The sequence below is a fragment of the Virgibacillus sp. MSJ-26 genome (assembly GCF_018918075.1).
In the GTDB taxonomy this organism is placed as follows: Bacteria; Bacillota; Bacilli; order Bacillales; family Amphibacillaceae; genus MSJ-26.
In genome coordinates this window covers 1-17,664 of record NZ_JAHLPW010000031.1, presented here as the reverse complement: position 1 = coordinate 17,664, position 17,664 = coordinate 1, and the positions used below count along the sequence as shown (strand labels likewise).

At 37.1% G+C, this 17,664-nt stretch carries 14 protein-coding genes and 1 tRNA gene; 1 reads left to right on the top strand and 14 read right to left on the bottom strand.

Translation table 11 applies throughout. The features are described from left to right. Positions 1 to 780: 780 nt before the first annotated feature. From lysS to spoIIE, 14 genes are all read right to left on the bottom strand, one after another. Positions 781 to 2,271, bottom strand: a complete 1,491-nt coding sequence (gene lysS, locus KQI49_RS17965; RefSeq protein ID WP_216490950.1) for a lysine--tRNA ligase — start codon at positions 2,269 to 2,271, stop codon at positions 781 to 783. A gap of 253 nt (positions 2,272 to 2,524) precedes the next feature. Further along, positions 2,525 to 2,767 (bottom strand): helix-turn-helix domain-containing protein, encoded by a 243-nt coding sequence (locus KQI49_RS17960; RefSeq protein WP_216490948.1) that lies wholly within the window; start codon positions 2,765 to 2,767, stop codon positions 2,525 to 2,527. Next, positions 2,737 to 3,249: a 2-amino-4-hydroxy-6-hydroxymethyldihydropteridine diphosphokinase gene (gene folK / locus KQI49_RS17955; protein WP_216490947.1), complete on the bottom strand. Its 513-nt coding sequence runs from the start codon at positions 3,247 to 3,249 to the stop codon at positions 2,737 to 2,739. The genes KQI49_RS17960 and folK overlap by 31 nt, the downstream gene beginning before the upstream one ends. Next, positions 3,246 to 3,611, bottom strand: a complete 366-nt coding sequence (gene folB / locus KQI49_RS17950) for a dihydroneopterin aldolase (RefSeq protein ID WP_216490946.1) — start codon at positions 3,609 to 3,611, stop codon at positions 3,246 to 3,248. Before folB ends, folK begins: the two co-directional genes overlap by 4 nt. Before the next feature lie 34 nt (positions 3,612 to 3,645). Continuing rightward, positions 3,646 to 4,458 (bottom strand): dihydropteroate synthase, encoded by an 813-nt coding sequence (gene folP, locus KQI49_RS17945; protein ID WP_216490945.1) that lies wholly within the window; start codon positions 4,456 to 4,458, stop codon positions 3,646 to 3,648. A gap of 145 nt (positions 4,459 to 4,603) precedes the next feature. After that, positions 4,604 to 5,536 (bottom strand): cysteine synthase A, encoded by a 933-nt coding sequence (gene cysK / locus KQI49_RS17940; RefSeq protein WP_216490944.1) that lies wholly within the window; start codon positions 5,534 to 5,536, stop codon positions 4,604 to 4,606. Between the two features lie 187 nt (positions 5,537 to 5,723). Continuing rightward, entirely contained in the window at positions 5,724 to 6,593 is an 870-nt protein-coding gene (hslO, locus tag KQI49_RS17935; RefSeq protein ID WP_216490943.1) for an Hsp33 family molecular chaperone HslO, read from the bottom strand. Positions 6,594 to 6,628: 35 nt separating this feature from the next. Beyond that, on the bottom strand, positions 6,629 to 7,402 hold the full coding sequence (locus KQI49_RS17930) for a type III pantothenate kinase (RefSeq protein ID WP_216490942.1): 774 nt from the start codon (positions 7,400 to 7,402) through the stop codon (positions 6,629 to 6,631). A gap of 711 nt (positions 7,403 to 8,113) precedes the next feature. Continuing rightward, positions 8,114 to 10,162 (bottom strand): ATP-dependent zinc metalloprotease FtsH, encoded by a 2,049-nt coding sequence (gene ftsH / locus KQI49_RS17925; RefSeq protein WP_216490941.1) that lies wholly within the window; start codon positions 10,160 to 10,162, stop codon positions 8,114 to 8,116. A 139-nt stretch (positions 10,163 to 10,301) separates the two neighbouring features. Continuing rightward, a complete protein-coding gene (hpt, locus tag KQI49_RS17920; protein WP_216490940.1) occupies positions 10,302 to 10,853 on the bottom strand; it encodes a hypoxanthine phosphoribosyltransferase in 552 nt (183 codons plus the stop codon). A 24-nt stretch (positions 10,854 to 10,877) separates the two neighbouring features. Beyond that, positions 10,878 to 12,266, bottom strand: a complete 1,389-nt coding sequence (gene tilS, locus KQI49_RS17915; RefSeq protein ID WP_216490939.1) for a tRNA lysidine(34) synthetase TilS — start codon at positions 12,264 to 12,266, stop codon at positions 10,878 to 10,880. 65 nt (positions 12,267 to 12,331) lie between these two features. After that, positions 12,332 to 13,249: a protein kinase domain-containing protein gene (locus KQI49_RS17910; RefSeq protein WP_371817604.1), complete on the bottom strand. Its 918-nt coding sequence runs from the start codon at positions 13,247 to 13,249 to the stop codon at positions 12,332 to 12,334. Beyond that, the gene (locus KQI49_RS17905; protein ID WP_216490938.1) at positions 13,221 to 13,958 is read right to left on the bottom strand and encodes a VWA domain-containing protein; all 738 of its coding nucleotides are present in this window, start codon (positions 13,956 to 13,958) and stop codon (positions 13,221 to 13,223) included. Before KQI49_RS17905 ends, KQI49_RS17910 begins: the two co-directional genes overlap by 29 nt. A 174-nt stretch (positions 13,959 to 14,132) precedes the next feature. Next, a complete protein-coding gene (gene spoIIE, locus KQI49_RS17900) occupies positions 14,133 to 16,583 on the bottom strand; it encodes a stage II sporulation protein E (RefSeq protein WP_216490937.1) in 2,451 nt (816 codons plus the stop codon). A gap of 445 nt (positions 16,584 to 17,028) precedes the next feature. On the opposite strand from spoIIE, the gene KQI49_RS17895 reads away from it, so the two are divergent. Then, positions 17,029 to 17,102: transfer RNA gene (locus tag KQI49_RS17895), tRNA-Met, on the top strand. The last annotated feature ends 562 nt before the right edge of the window (positions 17,103 to 17,664 follow it).

The window sequence follows — 17,664 nt, the reverse complement described above, 5'->3', positions numbered from 1 at the left end:
AAACTCTCCAAAAAGTTTGTTGTTAAATCTTAGCTTGTTCAAAAGGTTACCCTTTTGAGTTTTATAGAAGAAACTTAATTTCTCCTGACATACTGGTTGTTCTGTTCAGTTTTCAAAGAGCAAATCTTTCGTCGCTTGTTTTGGCGACCTTTCAAATATAACATGTTAACAATAAGTTGTCAACATCTTTTTTAAAAATTTAATCACTGTTTTTTGAACAGCCTATACATTATAGCATAATTTAAATTGAATGACAAGCTGTTTTCAAAAAAACTTTATTAGCTGTCGTTAAATGTTTAATTTAGCGACGTTTATTAATTTACCACGATTTTAGTTTAAATGCAAGGGGAAATCTAAAAAATTAAATGGTTAATTCAAATAAGACTTATTTGGTAGATTTATCCCATCTTCTCATTGAAACATTTGGAATCGAGTTGGTTTTAGTATATTACTGAGCCCCCTCTAATCTAAAGACAATATGAAACTTTATATTAGTTTAAAGAGCCAAATGATTACGGCCGTTCCTTCCCACTTACAATTCCTAAATTACCTTTAATTTCTTAATTTAAATTTCACTAGTATAAATCTACTTCGATGGGACAAGAACCATTTATATATAATCTTACCCTGTTGGGCAGTGAGTTAATCCAGGATGAACATAAGCCCTTAAGAACTATTTATACACTTATACAATCTTCTTTTCATTGTAAATATAAAACAAGACTCTTCATTAAGGAAATAAGCATTTATCTAATTCCTAATTGAAGAGTCTGTTATATTTTATCTTTCTCTCATTTGTGGGAACAACAGAACATCACGAATGGAAGGTGAATTGGTTAATAACATAACAAGGCGGTCGATACCAATTCCAAGACCACCAGTTGGAGGCATTCCATATTCTAGAGCTTCAAGGAAGTCTTCATCCATAAGATGAGCTTCATCGTTTCCTTGACTTCTTTCCTTTACTTGTGCTTCAAATCGTTCACGTTGATCAATTGGATCATTTAACTCAGTAAACGCATTTGCATGTTCGCGACCAACAACGAACAGCTCAAAACGATCTGTGAAACGCTCGTCCTCTTTGTTTTTCTTTGCTAAAGGAGAAATTTCAACTGGATGACCGTAGATAAAGGTTGGTTGGATTAACTTTTCTTCAACAATCTGCTCAAAGAATTCATTAACGATATGTCCATAGGTCATCATATCCTGGATTTCGACATTATGTTCTTTAGCCAATTGCCTTGCTTCGTCATCACTTATATTTTTCCAAAAGTCCACACCGGTATGTTCTTTAATCGCATCAACCATGTGTAGTCTTGTCCATTCAGGTTTCAGATCAATCTCATGATCACCATAAGTGATAGTTGTCTTACCCAGCACTTTTTCAGCGATATGTGCCACCATATTTTCTGTAATTGACATGATATCGCGGAAATCAGCATATGCTTCATATAACTCAATCATCGTAAATTCGGGATTGTGACGTGTAGACACTCCTTCATTACGGAAAACACGGCCAATTTCATATACCTTTTCCAATCCGCCAACGATAAGTCGTTTCAAATGTAGTTCAATAGCAATACGCATATATAAATCAACATCGAGTGCGTTGTGATGTGTTTCAAATGGACGAGCCGCAGCACCACCAGGGATACCATGAAGCATTGGCGTTTCTACTTCTAGGAATCCTTGGCCATTTAGATAATTACGCATTTCTTGGATAATTTTACTGCGTAAGATGAACGTTTCCTTACTTTCTGTATTTGTAATTAAGTCTAAATAGCGTTGACGATATCTTTGTTCAACATCCTTTAATCCATGATATTTTTCTGGGAGAGGACGAAGAGCTTTAGATAAAAGTTGGAACTCTGTTACCTTAACTGATAACTCTCCAACTTTTGTTTTGAACATGACACCTGTCACACCGACAATATCTCCCAGATCAATTGTTTTATATAAGCCGTAAGCTTCTTCTCCAATTTGATCTTGTCGGACATACAATTGAATTTGTCCACTCACATCTTGGATATGGGCAAATCCAGCTTTACCTTTTCCACGCTTTGTCATTAATCGACCCGCTATTGTTACCTGACTATTTCCACTTTCCTTTTCTTCAAGCTCTTCCTTAGAAAAGTCTCCGTACTCTTTATGCAAGTCTTCTGCTAAATGAGTTCTTTCAAACTTACCTCCGAAAGGGTCTATTCCTTGTTCCCTAGCTTGCGCCATTTTCTCTCGGCGTACTTGCATATGCTCATTTAATTCCTCTGACATATCCATCACTCCATTATTTGATTCCATTACGTATCTTTGTAAATACCGAATCATATTCTAACTATTCCTTAGTATATAGAAAATCTGATTAACTTTCATCCATAGTGGCACGAATACCCTTTGAATGTGTATTTTGACTCTTTAAATATAAAGTTTGAATATAAGATGTTTTGCTTTTTTATAAAATAAAACTGCCAGTGTCCATTATTCTGGCAGATCACCCGAATCTAAGAGTAAACAAGATTATAAAACGTTACTCAGTTGAAATGTCTTCATTTTGCTCTGTTTCTTTTCCCTCTAGGGTAATCTCTTTTTTATCAATCCCTAGAAAATCAGCTATATCACTCAACAGCTCATCGGATGCTTCAAGCGTTCCCCGCTCAATTGCTCCTAAACGTGATAATGAAAGTCTTAATTTTTTGGCAAACTTTATCTGTGTATATCCTTTTAATTTGCGAAAAGCTTTTATTCGTCGGCCGATTCGTTTGGTGTCCATTTATTTACACCTTTCAATTCACTTTTAGGAAGGTCATCGACAAGTGTACTCACTCGTCTATTAATCCCCGGTATATAAAAATTTGCGGCAATATCTGCAAAGGGTACCAGTACGAAGGCCCTCTCATGCATTCGCGGATGCGGCACTGTTAATCGTTCCATTTTTATATTTTCATCATTATAAGCTAAAATGTCAAGGTCTATAGTACGAGGACCAAAACGGATACTTCTTTCTCTACCAAGATCATTCTCAACGGATTGACAAACATTCAACAATTCGATTGGTGGAAGAGATGTATCAACTTCAACAACCATATTTAAAAAATCTGCTTGTTCCAAATATCCAACCGGTGCCGTTTCATAGATGGGGGAGCTCATTTTAAAATCAATGGCCTCATGTGTTTTAAGTGCTTCTATTGCTTTTTTCAAATGGGGTAATCTCGGCTCAATATTGGTGCCTAATGCAATAAATGCTTTATTCATAAGTTTCTCCCCCGATAAATTTGTACGGCAACTGACTCATAGTGACCAGGTATAGGTGGATCTGGCTTAATGACTTTCACATCGCAGGCTTGTAACTTCGAAAATGTTTTTAATAGTTTTTCAGCAATTAGCTCGGCCACAGCTTCAACTAAATTTTTCTTTTCCCCTTCAACAATGTTCTGAACACATTTATAAACTTCACCATAGTCAATCGAGTCATTCATATCGTCTGACTTCCCTGCTGTTTTTAATTCGCTATATAATTCTAAGTCAACTTGAAATCTCTGTCCCAATTTATTTTCTTCAGGAAACAGACCATGATAGCCATAAAATTGCATATTTTTTAAAATTATTTTATCCAATCCAGCACTTCCCTTCCCATTTAGGCCAATATGTTTATCCCTTTAACATCCTGTCCATCATTTTGGCAAGTTGAACATTTAATTTTACATTATGAACACGAACCATTTGAGCTCCCTTAGATATTCCTAGGCAGGTTGTTGCACCGGTACCTACATCTCTCTCTTCGACTGGAACATCTAAAACTGTTCCAATAAACCTTTTCCTTGAGGCAGCTAACAGCAATGGATAACCAAGTTTTGTAAACTCTTCAAGTTGGTTCATGACAATAAAGTTATGATCCATGGTCTTTGCGAAACCAATACCTGGATCAAGGATGATGTTTTTTTCCAGAACTCCTTCCTTTAGAGCAACATCAATACTTTCTGTTAAGTCTTTTTTCATATCATCGATAAGAGATGTGTAATTTAAATTGGTTCGATTATGCATTAAAATAATAGGTACTTGATAATCTGCTGCTACCCGAGCAATATCAGGATCTCGTTTAGCTCCCCATACATCATTAATAATGGAGGCACCGGCTTTAAGTGCTGCTTCAGCTGTTTTAGCTTTATATGTATCTATAGATATAGGAACACCGACATTGTCTTTCACCGCTTGGACCATTGGCACAACTCGGTTTATTTCTTCCTCTGCTGACACGGGATTATGATCTGGCCTGGTTGATTCTCCACCAATATCAATAATATCTGCACCATTGGCTTCCATTAAGATTGCTTGCTGTACGGCTGCTTCAATCTCCGTGTAACTACCACCATCTGAAAAAGAATCGGGCGTCACATTTAAAATTCCCATAATATGTGTGCGCTCGTCTAAATCGTATGTTTTTACATCTGTTGTCAGCTTCATGTTAAACCTTCTTTCACGGTAATATACGTGTTCTATTTTAACATAAAGTATAACTTTATTCAGTGTGGCTCAACTTGATGTTACATAGATGTATTTTTTTAAAAAAGGCTTAGCAATCGCAGCTGCTAAGCCTTTTCTCAAATTCTTACTTTGTGTCTTCATCAAATTGATATAATGGTGTTGATAAATATCTTTCACCATTGTCAGGAAAAATAGCTAAAACCTTTTTACCTTTTCCTAAATCTTTGGCAACCTTCATCGCAGCTGCAATAGCTGCACCCGCTGATACACCACCTAAAATTCCATTACTTTTTGCAACCTTTCGCGAGACAGCAAACGCATCATCATTTGAAACTTTAATAACATCTTCATAAATTTTTGTATTTAAAACATCTGGTACGAACCCTGCTCCAAGCCCTTGGATTTTATGTGGTCCCGGACTATCACCTGAAAGCACTGCTGAGTCTTCAGGCTCTACTGCGTATATTTTAATGTCTGAAAAATGTTCTTTTAATACTTTTCCTGCACCGGTAATTGTTCCACCCGTTCCGATTCCTGCAACAAAAGCATCAAGTCCTTCTTTCATCTGTTCTACAATTTCATGGCCTGTTGTTTTTTCATGGATATCTGGATTTGCTTGATTAGTGAATTGTTGTGGCATAAAATAACCATGCTCTTTCACCAAATCTCCCGCTTTACTAATTGCGCCTTTCATCCCATCAGCTCCAGGGGTCAATATTAGTTTCGCCCCATAAGCTTTTAAAAGATTGCGTCGTTCCTTACTCATAGTATCTGGCATGACTAAAATTGCCTTATAACCCTTAGCCGCAGCGACCATGGCAAGACCAATTCCCGTATTACCACTCGTCGGCTCGATGATTGTATCGCCCTCTTTTAATTTACCATCTTTTTCTGCTGCTTCAATCATAGCAAGAGCAATACGATCTTTTACTGAACTACCTGGATTCATAAATTCAAGTTTCACATATATATCAGCACTGTCGTCATCGGTCAATCGGTTTAGCTTAACAATAGGCGTTTCGCCTATAATTTCTGTAATATCATTAGCTACTCTCATCTTTTTGACCTCCTTAATTTTAATCCGTAGTAAGTTTATAGGATTAATTACAATGTACGCTGACCTCAATAAAATGTCAACAAAAAAGCGTGATTTGGGCTAATTCCACACATTTTTTTATTTTTATCCTTAAATATTTTTTTATACGAATGCATCACCATTTAATTCTAACAAGCTCTAACTATGTTTATTCCTTCAATCTCTCTAATTCACTTTCATTAAAATGGTAAACCTCATTACAAAAGTGACATGTTGCTTCCGCCCCGTGTTCTTCACTAATCATACTATCAATCTCTTCATTGCCTAATCCTTTAATTGCAACGCCCAGTCTTTCTTTTGAACATTTGCATTTAAACTCTATCGGCATAGATTCATGTATTTTTACTTCTTCATCGGGGAATAATTTAGATAAAATTTGTTCTGGTGTGTATCCTTTCTGAATCAAGGAAGAAATAGGCTCGAAATTTTGTATTTGCTCTTCAAGTTCAGCAATCAAGTCTTCGTCCGCTCCAGGCATGACTTGAACGATAAATCCACCAGCTGCTAAAACTGAATGATCTGGGTTAACTAGAACCCCCGCTCCTACTGCTGAAGGAATTTGTTCTGAATGAGCGAAGTAGTACGTAAAATCTTCACTTATTTCCCCAGAAACAATAGGTACTTGCCCCGTGAAATAATCTTTTAATCCAAGATCTTTTACAATAGATAACGCTCCATTTTTGCCGACTGCACGAGCCACGTCTAACTTGCCTTTTTCATTCAAATCAAAATCAACATGAGGATTCACCACATAGCCTCTTACCTCACCTTTTGCATTACCATCAGCCATAATAGCGCCAATGGGTCCGCCCCCCTCTACTTTGACTGTTAAGGATTGATCATCTTTTAGAAGAGCACCCATCATGGCAGTAATAGTAATCGTTCTCCCCATAGCAGCTGTCGCTGTAGCCCATGTGTCATGCCTTCTTCTTGCTTCTTCAACTGTTTCCGTACTTACAATAGTATATGCCCGTACCATGCCATCATAAATCGTTGCTTTAATCAAATGATCTTTCATTTATTTTCTTCTCCTTTAGAATCTCAAGTCTATGTTTAATTATTTTTATTTTGTTCATAAATAAGTTGCAGCCCTTTTAAAGTTAAGTGTTTATCCACATGATTAATTTCTTCAGAGCCATCTGCAATTAAGGAGGCAAGGCCTCCAGTCGCAATGACTGTCACCTCGTTATTGACTGACTCCTTTATTCGTTTAATAATCCCGTCAACCTGTCCAACAAAACCATAAAACACACCTGACTGCATCGCTTCTACAGTTGATTTTCCAATAATGGATTTAGGTGATTCTATTTCAATCTTAGGAAGCTTAGACGCATTTTTATACAGTGCATCCATTGAAATGGTTATTCCTGGAGAGATAATTCCACCAGCGTATTCTTCATTTTCATTCACATAGCAATAAGTTGTAGCTGTTCCGAAATCAATAATGACAAGTGAGGAACCGTATTCTTCTATCGCCCCCACCGCATTTACAATTCGGTCGGCTCCGATTTCATGTGGATTGGGATAACATTTTTTTAATGAAGAATCAATTGTTTCCCGACCGACAATCAGTGGTTCGATATTAAAGTAGATTTTACACATTTTTTCTAATGCAAACATGATGGGTGGAACGACGGATGAAATAATAACGCCATTAATATCTTTAAAGCTAATCCCTTTGTGTTCGAGTAGGGATTTCATTAACATTCCCAATTCATCTTCCGTTTTATGACGATCTGTCCGAATGCGCCATTCATGTTCAAGTGTTTTATTTTCAAAAACTCCTAACACAGTGTTAGTGTTTCCTACGTCAATGACAAATAACATTATAAACAAACCTTCCTCTAATAACTTATGTAACTAAGCAAGTATATTTTAGTATCTACAATATAGCAAAATAAAAACAGATGCACAAAAAGGAAGTTCCCAAACAAAAGTTAAATAAGAATCAGCCCCACATTTTCTCCAGTAAAAAACCAATAGATATAAACTGCGATACAGTTTGGATGAAGAGTCTTGTCCCCTTTTGTTAATGTAAGCAATAATCCGAACGCTACGGAAAAAACGTTACGCTTTCCGTGGGCGGCTGATGAGCCTCCTCGTGCTAACGCACTTGCGGGGTCTCATCTAGGCCTCAGCTCACAGGAGTCTTCACGTTTTTTCCTCCGCTAATAGTAACTTTCTTTCATGATATGAAGATTGGTAATAATCAATCTTCCGAAAGTGCCTAATTATAAATCGTAGAGTCTATAATAGCGTAGGCAGAATACGAAGACTCCTATGGGAAAAGCACGAGTCTGAAGACCCCGCAGCGGTGGCTTTTCCGCGAGGAGGCTGAAGCCGTGCCCATGGAAAGCGAAGTATTCTGTCAAAGCGATGGTAAAGCACATAACTATCATCAGGATGAGAAAGTATATCATTATAATTTATTACCGCGCAGTTTAGGTACACTATTAATTTAACATAAACCCCCATACCAATGCTTAAACAAAATAAAAACAGCCTCTCTTATGTGAGAGACTGCTTTGTTAAATGAGTTTAATCTTTTGGATTATTCTCGGAAGAGTCCGTTGAATCTTCGTCGTCCTTCTTGTCAGTTGTCTGCTGTGGTTCTTCTTGTTGTCTTTCCTCAGCTTCTTTATCCAACTTAGCCTTCGCTTTTGCTTTCGCTTGTTCATAAGATTCAAAAGCTGCATCCTCATCCTCTTCAGACTGAGTCTTTATGTTTACTTTGACATCTTCATTGTCTTCAGAATCAATGGGTTCTGGCAATATGCCATCTTCAAATAAAGACTTAATTTGTTTAGCATCAAGTGTTTCAACTTCAAGTAATGTTTGAGCAACAAGTTCGAGCTTATCTTTATTCTCAGTAAGAATGCGTTTAGCACGGTCGTAACAGTAATTGATAAAGTTTTGCATTTCCTTGTCAATTTCTTGGGCAATCGCATCACTGTAGTTTTGATCATCTTGAATGTCTCTTCCTAAGAAGACTTGGTTGCCACCGCTTGTAAATTGAAGCGGGCCAATTTTATCACTCATACCATATTCAGTAATCATCTTCCTAGCAATACCAGTGGCACGCTCGAAGTCATTAGAAGCTCCAGTACTAACTTCCCCAAATATAACTTCCTCTGCTACACGACCACCTAATAGTCCAGTTATTTTATCAAAGAGTTCAGGTTTGGTCATAAAGTAACGATCTTCTTTTGGAAGCATGACCGCATATCCACCAGCTTGACCTCTTGGTACGATTGTAACCTTGTGGACGGTATCCGCATCATCAAGTACCATACCAATAATTGTGTGACCACTTTCATGGTAGGCAACAATATTACGTTCTTTTTCAGAGATAACTCTACTCTTCTTAGCAGGCCCTGCAATAACACGGTCAATCGCTTCATCAACGTCAAGCATATCAATCGTTGTTTTATCGCGTCGTGCTGCAACAAGAGCTGCCTCATTTAATAAGTTTTCCAAATCTGCACCTGAGAAGCCTGGTGTACGCATTGAAATAATTTTCAAATCTACCGTATCATCAAGTGGTTTATTACGTGCATGTACTTTTAGTACTGCTTCGCGTCCTCTAACATCTGGACGATCAACTGTAATTTGTCTATCAAAACGTCCCGGACGAAGAAGTGCAGGGTCAAGAATATCAGGACGGTTTGTCGCCGCGATAATAATAACACCTTCGTTTGATCCAAATCCATCCATTTCAACGAGTAACTGGTTCAAGGTCTGTTCACGTTCATCGTGACCCCCACCTAAACCGGCACCTCTTTGACGTCCAACTGCGTCAATTTCATCAATGAAAATAATACAAGGTGAGTTCTTCTTAGCATTTTCAAATAAATCACGCACACGAGAAGCACCTACACCAACGAACATCTCAACAAAGTCAGATCCACTAATGGAGAAGAATGGTGTACCTGCCTCTCCAGCAACAGCACGGGCAAGTAAAGTTTTACCTGTTCCCGGTGGGCCTACTAACAAGACCCCTTTAGGAATTTCTGCTCCAACATTCGAGAACTTCCGTGGATCTTTAAGGAAGTCTACTACTTCTACAAGCTCTTGCTTTTCTTCATCAGCTCCGGCTACATCTTTAAAGCGAACTTTCTTTTTATCTTCCGAATACATTTTCGCCTTACTTTTTCCAAAGTTCATTACTCGACCGCCACCGCCACCTTGGGCTTGACTGAGTAAGAAAAAGAACAGGAGACCAATAATCAAAAACGGAATCATAGTTGTTAAGAAGGTAACCCACATACTTGGGGTGTCTTCTTCTTTAACATTTAAGACACTTTGTTCATTTGCCTTTTCTGTAAGATCAGCGATAATATCCGTATTGTCAGGGACTTGCGCAACAAATGGTTTGTTTCCATCTTCAAGTTCCCCAGAAAAACGCATTATTTTATTAACTGGCTGCATCGTCATTTCTTTGATTTCGCCATTATTTAAAGCTGTCATAAATTCTTGTACATTAAATTCTTTTGCTTGTTCATTTCCATCTGTAATAACCCCTATTACACCGATGATTACAACGAATAAGAGTAGATAGAAGAGAACATTCCGAAACATTCGGTTCATTGCTAACCTCCTCCCAAGCGGGAAAAACTATAAACAATAGTACCATAGTAAAAAGTTATAATACAACTAATTTACCTAAATACTTTCATTTCATTCTCATAATATTTTTATAACGTATGATAAGAACATTTTTTTATCGTTAATCTTCTTTTCCTTGATATATTTTTGGTTTTAAAACACCTATATAAGGAAGGTTACGATACTTTTCATCATAATCTAAACCATAACCCACAACAAATTCATCAGGGACTTCGAACCCAACAACATCAGCTTTTATGTTAGCTGAACGACCAGAAGGCTTATCTAGTAACGTTACAATTTTTATTGAGTTTGCTTTTCGATATTTAAACAAATCAACCAAATAACTTAGTGTTAAGCCACTATCGATAATATCTTCAATAATTAATATGTCGCGACCTTCTACTTTTGTATCTAAGTCCTTTACAATTTTAACTTCTCCGGAAGAACGGGTACTTGTCCCACCATAGCTGCTGACATCCATGAAATCCATCTCTAAATGTGTGTGTATGTGTCGTAAAATATCAGCCATAAAAGGCATGGCACCTTTAAGGACCCCGATGGCTAGAGGAAATCTACCTTCATATTCCTTAGATAGCATACTCCCAATCTCTTCACACTTAGCAGCAATTTCTTCTTCAGTTATTAATATCTTCTCTATATCATTATGCATGTTTTCCCTCCTATTAAGATGTCTTTATTCATTTGTTAGATACATTAATTTAATCATTTTGCTGCTACTTTTACTCAATGGAAAGTGTCCTTTTTTTAGGCCTATTAGCCATAAAATCTTTCCAGCGTCATCCACTACAAGTGGCCAAGAGTTACGAGCGGCTAGGGGTATTTTTTCATCGATAAATATATCTTTAATCTTTTTGCTTCCATTCAGTCCTCTCCAACTCATTCGATCCCCAGGCTTTCGAGTTCTTATATGTAAGGGTAAAACCACATGTTCCACTGGAATCATTAGCTCCTCTTCACTTTCTTTTTCCCTATTCTCTATATAGGTAACCTTTAATGTTGAGGCGTTAGGCAAGGAGATCTCCCCTGGAATACCAATCTCATAATGAAAGGATGTATCTTGAGATGCTTTTTCACGAAAAAAAAGAGTGATCTTTTGATATGATTTTTGCACTTTAAGTTCATGAGGAAAGTCAATTTCTATAGTTCCATTTCCACCTAATATATTAAAAAAGTTTTCTTCGTGTAAATAAGATAAATTTTTTGGTAAATCATCATACAGATAGTTCAATATTAGATGATAGGCACGTCTTTGTAAAGCGGTTGAATAAGATTTAAATTCTCCTTCATAAAACGTCACTTTTTTTTCATTTTCATGGAATGTTACCACAAGCTCAACCATCTTTTTAGCTTCTTGTCTAAGAAAAAATTCGTCTTCTCCTAATGATTCACTTAAATGTTGAATAGTCATGTGGAGATTCTCATTTTTTTCTTTCAACTTTGGAACCACATATTTGCGGTAATAGTTACGCGTATATGTTGTTTCTTTATTCGACGGATCGATTTTAGGGACGATAGCATGCGTGACACAATAATCCTCTATATCTTTTTTAGTCACACATAAAAACGGTCTAATAATGAAACCTCTTGAAAACGGACGTTGAACTGGTATCCCCGAAAAGCTGCTTGAATCTCCACTTCTAGCCAGTGACATGAGCATCGTTTCAATTTGGTCGTCACCATGATGACCTAAAGCTAAAAAATCTGCTTCATGCTCGACCATCTGTTCAGCAAAAAATTGATAGCGCACTTCACGAGCAGCTAGCTGCGTCCCAACATGATTCTCATTTTTATAAGCTTGGACATCTAATGACGTCCCAACAAACTGAATGTCCCTCAATTCACATTGTTCTTGGACATAATCCCTTTCCCTTCTGCCCTCTTCCCCTCTTAATTGATGATCAACGAAAAGTACAATAATATTTAAATTCCAACTATCTCTAATAGAATAAAAATACTGGAGAAGGGCCATCGAATCAGGACCACCTGATACACCAAGCATGACAGTTGCATCTTCAAATAACAAATTATGTTTTTTTATGAAAGCTGTAACATCTTGTTTCATCTTATTCATCCCCAAAATATGTCATTCATATTATTTTAACATACGAGGCATAACGCTGTCTTAAATCAAAATAGATAAATAGAAGTCAAGTAATAAATAATAGCTAGTGACATGAGCCCTACGGATTCGATTGCTATAGGAACCTTCTCTTTATGATTTTGTGTTTTTCGTTTAGCTTGAAAGATAGCCTTACTGATGTCTTGCTTCATCTCAGCACTTGATTGGTACTTGCCTAAAATCGCTTTTTTCAAGCTATAATTATAAGGTTGAAGAGGCTTTATCGCATCGAGTTTTCGAAATAGGAACTGCCGTGAGTTGCCTCGTTTCACAAAATGGTTTGGGTGGTATACACTAAGGAAAATCATTGCAAATGAAAACAAGTCATAGCTCGGTTCTGCTCGTCTAGAACCAAGTTCCCAATAACCCCGGTCATAAAACTCAGTATATTCCTTAATTGCTCGTCCTATTCTTGTTGTTCCACCAACATCCACCCACCGCACACGAGTAGGCGATTTGGAAACAAGCAGATTATCCATTTTCAAATCACCAAATACCCAGCCTAGTTGATGGAGATTTTCTAAGTCATCTAGTAGTTGTAGCATAAATACACCTAACCAGACATGGCCATGTTGCCTAACAAAGTCAGACAAGGGCTCCCCATTAATATATTCCATCACATAAAAGGAGAACTGTTCACCAGTCTGGGCTACCCAATCATCAACATCCAACAAATAAGGCCCAAGTTTATTACCTTGGGCTTGATCAATGGCTTTTAAGACATTTACCTCCGTTGTAATAGAAGAACCTTTGTCACTCACTTTTAAGGCTGCATAATCCCCAGCTGATTCACATAAATAAACTGTTCCAATAGCACCTGAACCAAGTTTTCGTTTAACTGTATAAATGTTTTTATGCCATTTTCCTTTAACTTGCATCCCTGGGGCGAAATAAGGGTTAGGCCTCTTCCATGTCTTGTTCATCATTTTCTCTAAAGCTCCTTAATAAGCTCTTTTTACTAAATTGATAGATAGCTTCCTTAATTGCAGGGCCGGTCGGTGTAATGCCCCCACTCGTTAACTTAGGAAAAATTGTTGATACCTCGTCAAGTTTTGGTGACCAACCATATACTTTTTCAATATCTTTGTTTCTTTTTCCTGGAAATTGGTAGATACTGAATCGATTTCTACCAATCCTGGCATTCAAACTTAATGAGAGATCAATCAAGGCTTCCTTAACAGTTGGAAGCTTATCACGCATACTTGCACTTGTATCTATTAAAACAACAACTTCTAAGTCGCACGTTTCTCCCATATCTTCGACAACTTCCATAATTTCACCGCGTTTTTCCGGATCTAAATCTTCCATTGTTTGCTCAGAACCTAATATTTCCTTTAACTCGAGATTGACGAAGCCTTGTAAGGTTTGTGTCATCGCTTGTTTTGTCACCATTTGAACAGTTTGCGAAAGAAGTTGCTTATAAACTAGTTGACTAATTCCACCTCCAGCCATAGCAATATCCTCCACTTCCTTTAATCCAGTAGGTTCTTCTGTTTGATCATCATCTAATATACCAATAACGTTAACGGCAATACCTTGTTCACGAGCTAAAGCTGCTGTAGCAGAAGGATCCTCACCCTTATTGGAGCATCCATCAGTAATTAATAATATTTGTTTCAATGTCCCTTTTTTCACGCAAAAACCTCCCTTATATTTTCCATTATCATTTTCGCCAACATAAGAGAAATCTATACTAAAGGATTACCTCTATATTCTTGAAAAATAAAAGAGTCCGAACAATGATTTTGATTATAAAATCATTGTTCGGACTCTATAGTTAGAAAACTAGGGAATAAACAGCGCTTCACTTTATTGAGCATAGTCTTGAAAAACTGGAATTGAAGACCATTTTGGGATATTTTTCTCGATTTTCGCTACAACAACAGTCATATCATCAGCTATCACACCTGAACGAACCCTTATCACTTCTTCCAATAATAAATCAGCAATTTCCTGAGGATCATTCGTTTCCATTTTTCGTAACTTTTGTTTAATCCAACCCTCAGCGTTCGATACATGATTCGGCCCCTCAAGTATACCGTCACTCATCATAATAAGTAGATCATCGGACTTTAGTTGTTCACTTACAATATCGACGTCAAATTCTTGAATAATACCCATCGGTAAATTGCTAGATTCTACAGTTATCATATCTTCTCTGCGTCTAATAAAACTAGGCGATGATCCAATTTTCAAAAATCTCACATGCGCATTATGTAGATTAACCATCGCTAAATCTAATGTCGCAAACATCTCGTCCGTTGTTCGAAGGGATAAAATGGAATTTATAGTTTTGATAGCGACACGTTCTGGAATACCCGTTTGCAAAATTTGCTGCAACAACCTCAAAGTTTCACGGCTTTCTTCTTGAGCCCTTTCTCCGTTCCCCATTCCATCACTAATGGCCATCGCATATTTTCCAGCGCCAAGTTCCATCGTAACATAACTATCTCCAGAAATAATTCCGCCTCCTTTAGCTGCACTAGCTACACCGGTTTCCACAACATATTGTTTTGCAGAGCCAAAAGCCAAAAATGTATATCCACTAGGAAAAGGTGACACTTCTTCTTGTTTGACGACAATGACTTCATCTAAAATTTCTGATAGAACAGGTGCAATTAACTTTTCACCTTCTCCATGGTAATTATCAAAAGAAGCCGCCATTTCAATATCAACATTACCTTTTTCTAAACGATAGATTTCAAGTTTCTCTAATTCTATTCCTAGCTGATTTAATGAATTGATTATATCCATTTCTTGTTTCTCATGGTGCTCACGTTCTTTTACAATTTCATTAGCAAAATCCTCCATCACTTCAGAAACACCTTGCAATTGATCTGCGACAAGACGCTTACTCTCGACGACTTGTTGTTTTAGTTTTTGATTAGCTTGAAAATAAGATACTTCTTCTTTCATGGTGTCAATTACTTTTTTAGATTTTACACAATGGTTTTCAAATGAATACATTGTATTTCTTAATGGTTCATAGCCATTGGTAAGTTGTTCTTTCAATGTTCCCATCAACGTATATGTTTTATCAAATTGTTGCTGCCAACATCTTTCTTTCATAAAGCATGTCTGACATGTCTTCTCCGTAATCTGACTTAAAAAGTAGTCAGTTTCCCGTTCTGTATCTACCTTCTCTTGTGAGGATCTATCAGTTGAAGTAAAACTTTTTGATAATGCTTCAAACACATCAGAGAATTGTTCTACTCGCTGCGCTGTGACGTTACGTACTTTTTGTAAATACTGCTCTTGTTCTTTCGTATACTCTTCTGTACCTGGAATAAAGCGTGCTAACTTTTTTATTAAGCTAGAAGGCGTCAATAAAAACATACCAATTGCTAACGTTGATTCCAGCAAAGACGGGATAATGGTCGCAGCGTCATTATAAATTCCAATTAAAAACGTTCCAACTAGAAGACCAATCCCAACTCCTATTTTATTTCCTTCTTTTAATAATCCCCCAAGTAATCCTGAAAATGCGAGTAAACTCATTTGATAGAGATTCACAACATTGGCAAGTGACAAAATGAGGCCTGCAACTACACCTACTGTAGAACCAATTGCTGCTCCACCAACAAAAGCGAGCAACATAACAAAATAACGCGAAAAGATTTGTTCAATTGAAGCTCCATATACTTCCCAGCCGATCGTACCTGTTAGGATAGAAGCAATCAAAATAATCATACAGACAATTTCTTCATTCTTTAACGCAGGTTTATATCTTTTTGGTGATAATAACGGAACACTTTGCATAAAAATAAGTACTAGGATAGACCCCAAGACTCCTTCGACGATAAGGAGCATCCATTCATAAGACGGCAATGGGCCTTCAAGAGAATACAAGAATAGTCGTGGTGCCATAGAAGCGATTAACACAAAAAATGGAATAGCGACTTGCTTATTTTTAGTTTTTTTAAATAAACCAGCAATTAATATAAATATTAGCATAGCTATGGAAACATAAATTCCTTGAGCTAATGTGAAAGTAAATGCTCCAATAGACGTGGCTATCATAACTTTAAATGCCTTATCTCTTTGCATTAACCAAAGAGTGGCTAAAAATGCTACCGCAAAAGGTGATACGACTGAAAGAACTACAGCTCGTCCTAGCAAGAAGCCCACAATACAAAGTAACCATCCTCTTTCAATCATAAGAGTCTGCATCTTTGTATATATATAACTTTTTAATCGTCTGACATTTGTTTGACCTGCTTCAAGTACTTTTGGATTTACTCTCGGAATAGAATCCATCATAAATTAGTCATCCCCCTTTAATCGTATTAAACCATAGATTTCTTAATTTTTTTGTCAAAACAACAGGGGAATAACAAAAAATCGTTCGACTACTTTCTTGATGTACAAGCCCTTTTCTACATAATATAACGTGTTGTCTATTTTTCATGTATATATTTTTTAGTTATATATAAAGTGAAATATCTTTTTAAAAGTGTTTTCTTCCATCTATTATTAGGGTCTGGTTCTATTTTATAAAAAAATCACTCATATCGACATTTCTTTTTAATTGTCGTTTAAGTGAATTTAAAAATAATAGATATTAAAACTCTTATGGAACTAGTATGAAATATATTCAGATAGAATATTAGCTAAATCTATTGACAACTTTAAAATTATCATGGTATTATAGCACTTGTGACAAAAAAACATTTGCTTTAGAAAGTTTAGTTCTATCAAATAATATGGCGGCGTAGCTCAGCTGGCGAGAGCGTACGGTTCATACCCGTGAGGTCGTGGGTTCGATCCCCTCCGCCGCTATCAAATTCAAGATGCAAAAAACCTCGTTAAGTTAACGAGGTTTTTTTGTTTATATTAATAAAAATGACTATCTTATGTAGTTGATATAAACTGCGACACAGTGACAACTAAATTTGTGGTCCTTTTAATCCTAGCAAATTGAGTGCGTGACCTCGCTCCTGCAGAATACTTCGCTTTCCGCGGGCACGGCTTCAGCCTCCTCGAGAAAACCACTCTGCGGGGTCTTCGGACTCGTGCTGTTCCCGCAGGAGTCTTCGTATTCTGCCTACGCTACGATAGACACTACGATTTATGATTAGACATTCACCAAATGATTAAGTATTATAGACTTCTTCTTGTCGTGAAAGAAAGCAATTATAAGCGGAGGAAAAACGCGGAGACTCCTGTGGGAGCTGAGGCCTAGATGAGACCCCGCAGAGCGTAGCTCGAGGAGGCTCATCAGCCGCCCACGGAAAGTGAACCGACCCCTGTCAAGTAGACAGTATAAATAAAAAGATAAACAATTAGGCGGATAGCTCTGTATATTCCAGTGGGGCTAGTCCGTCTAAGTTCTGTTGAAAAC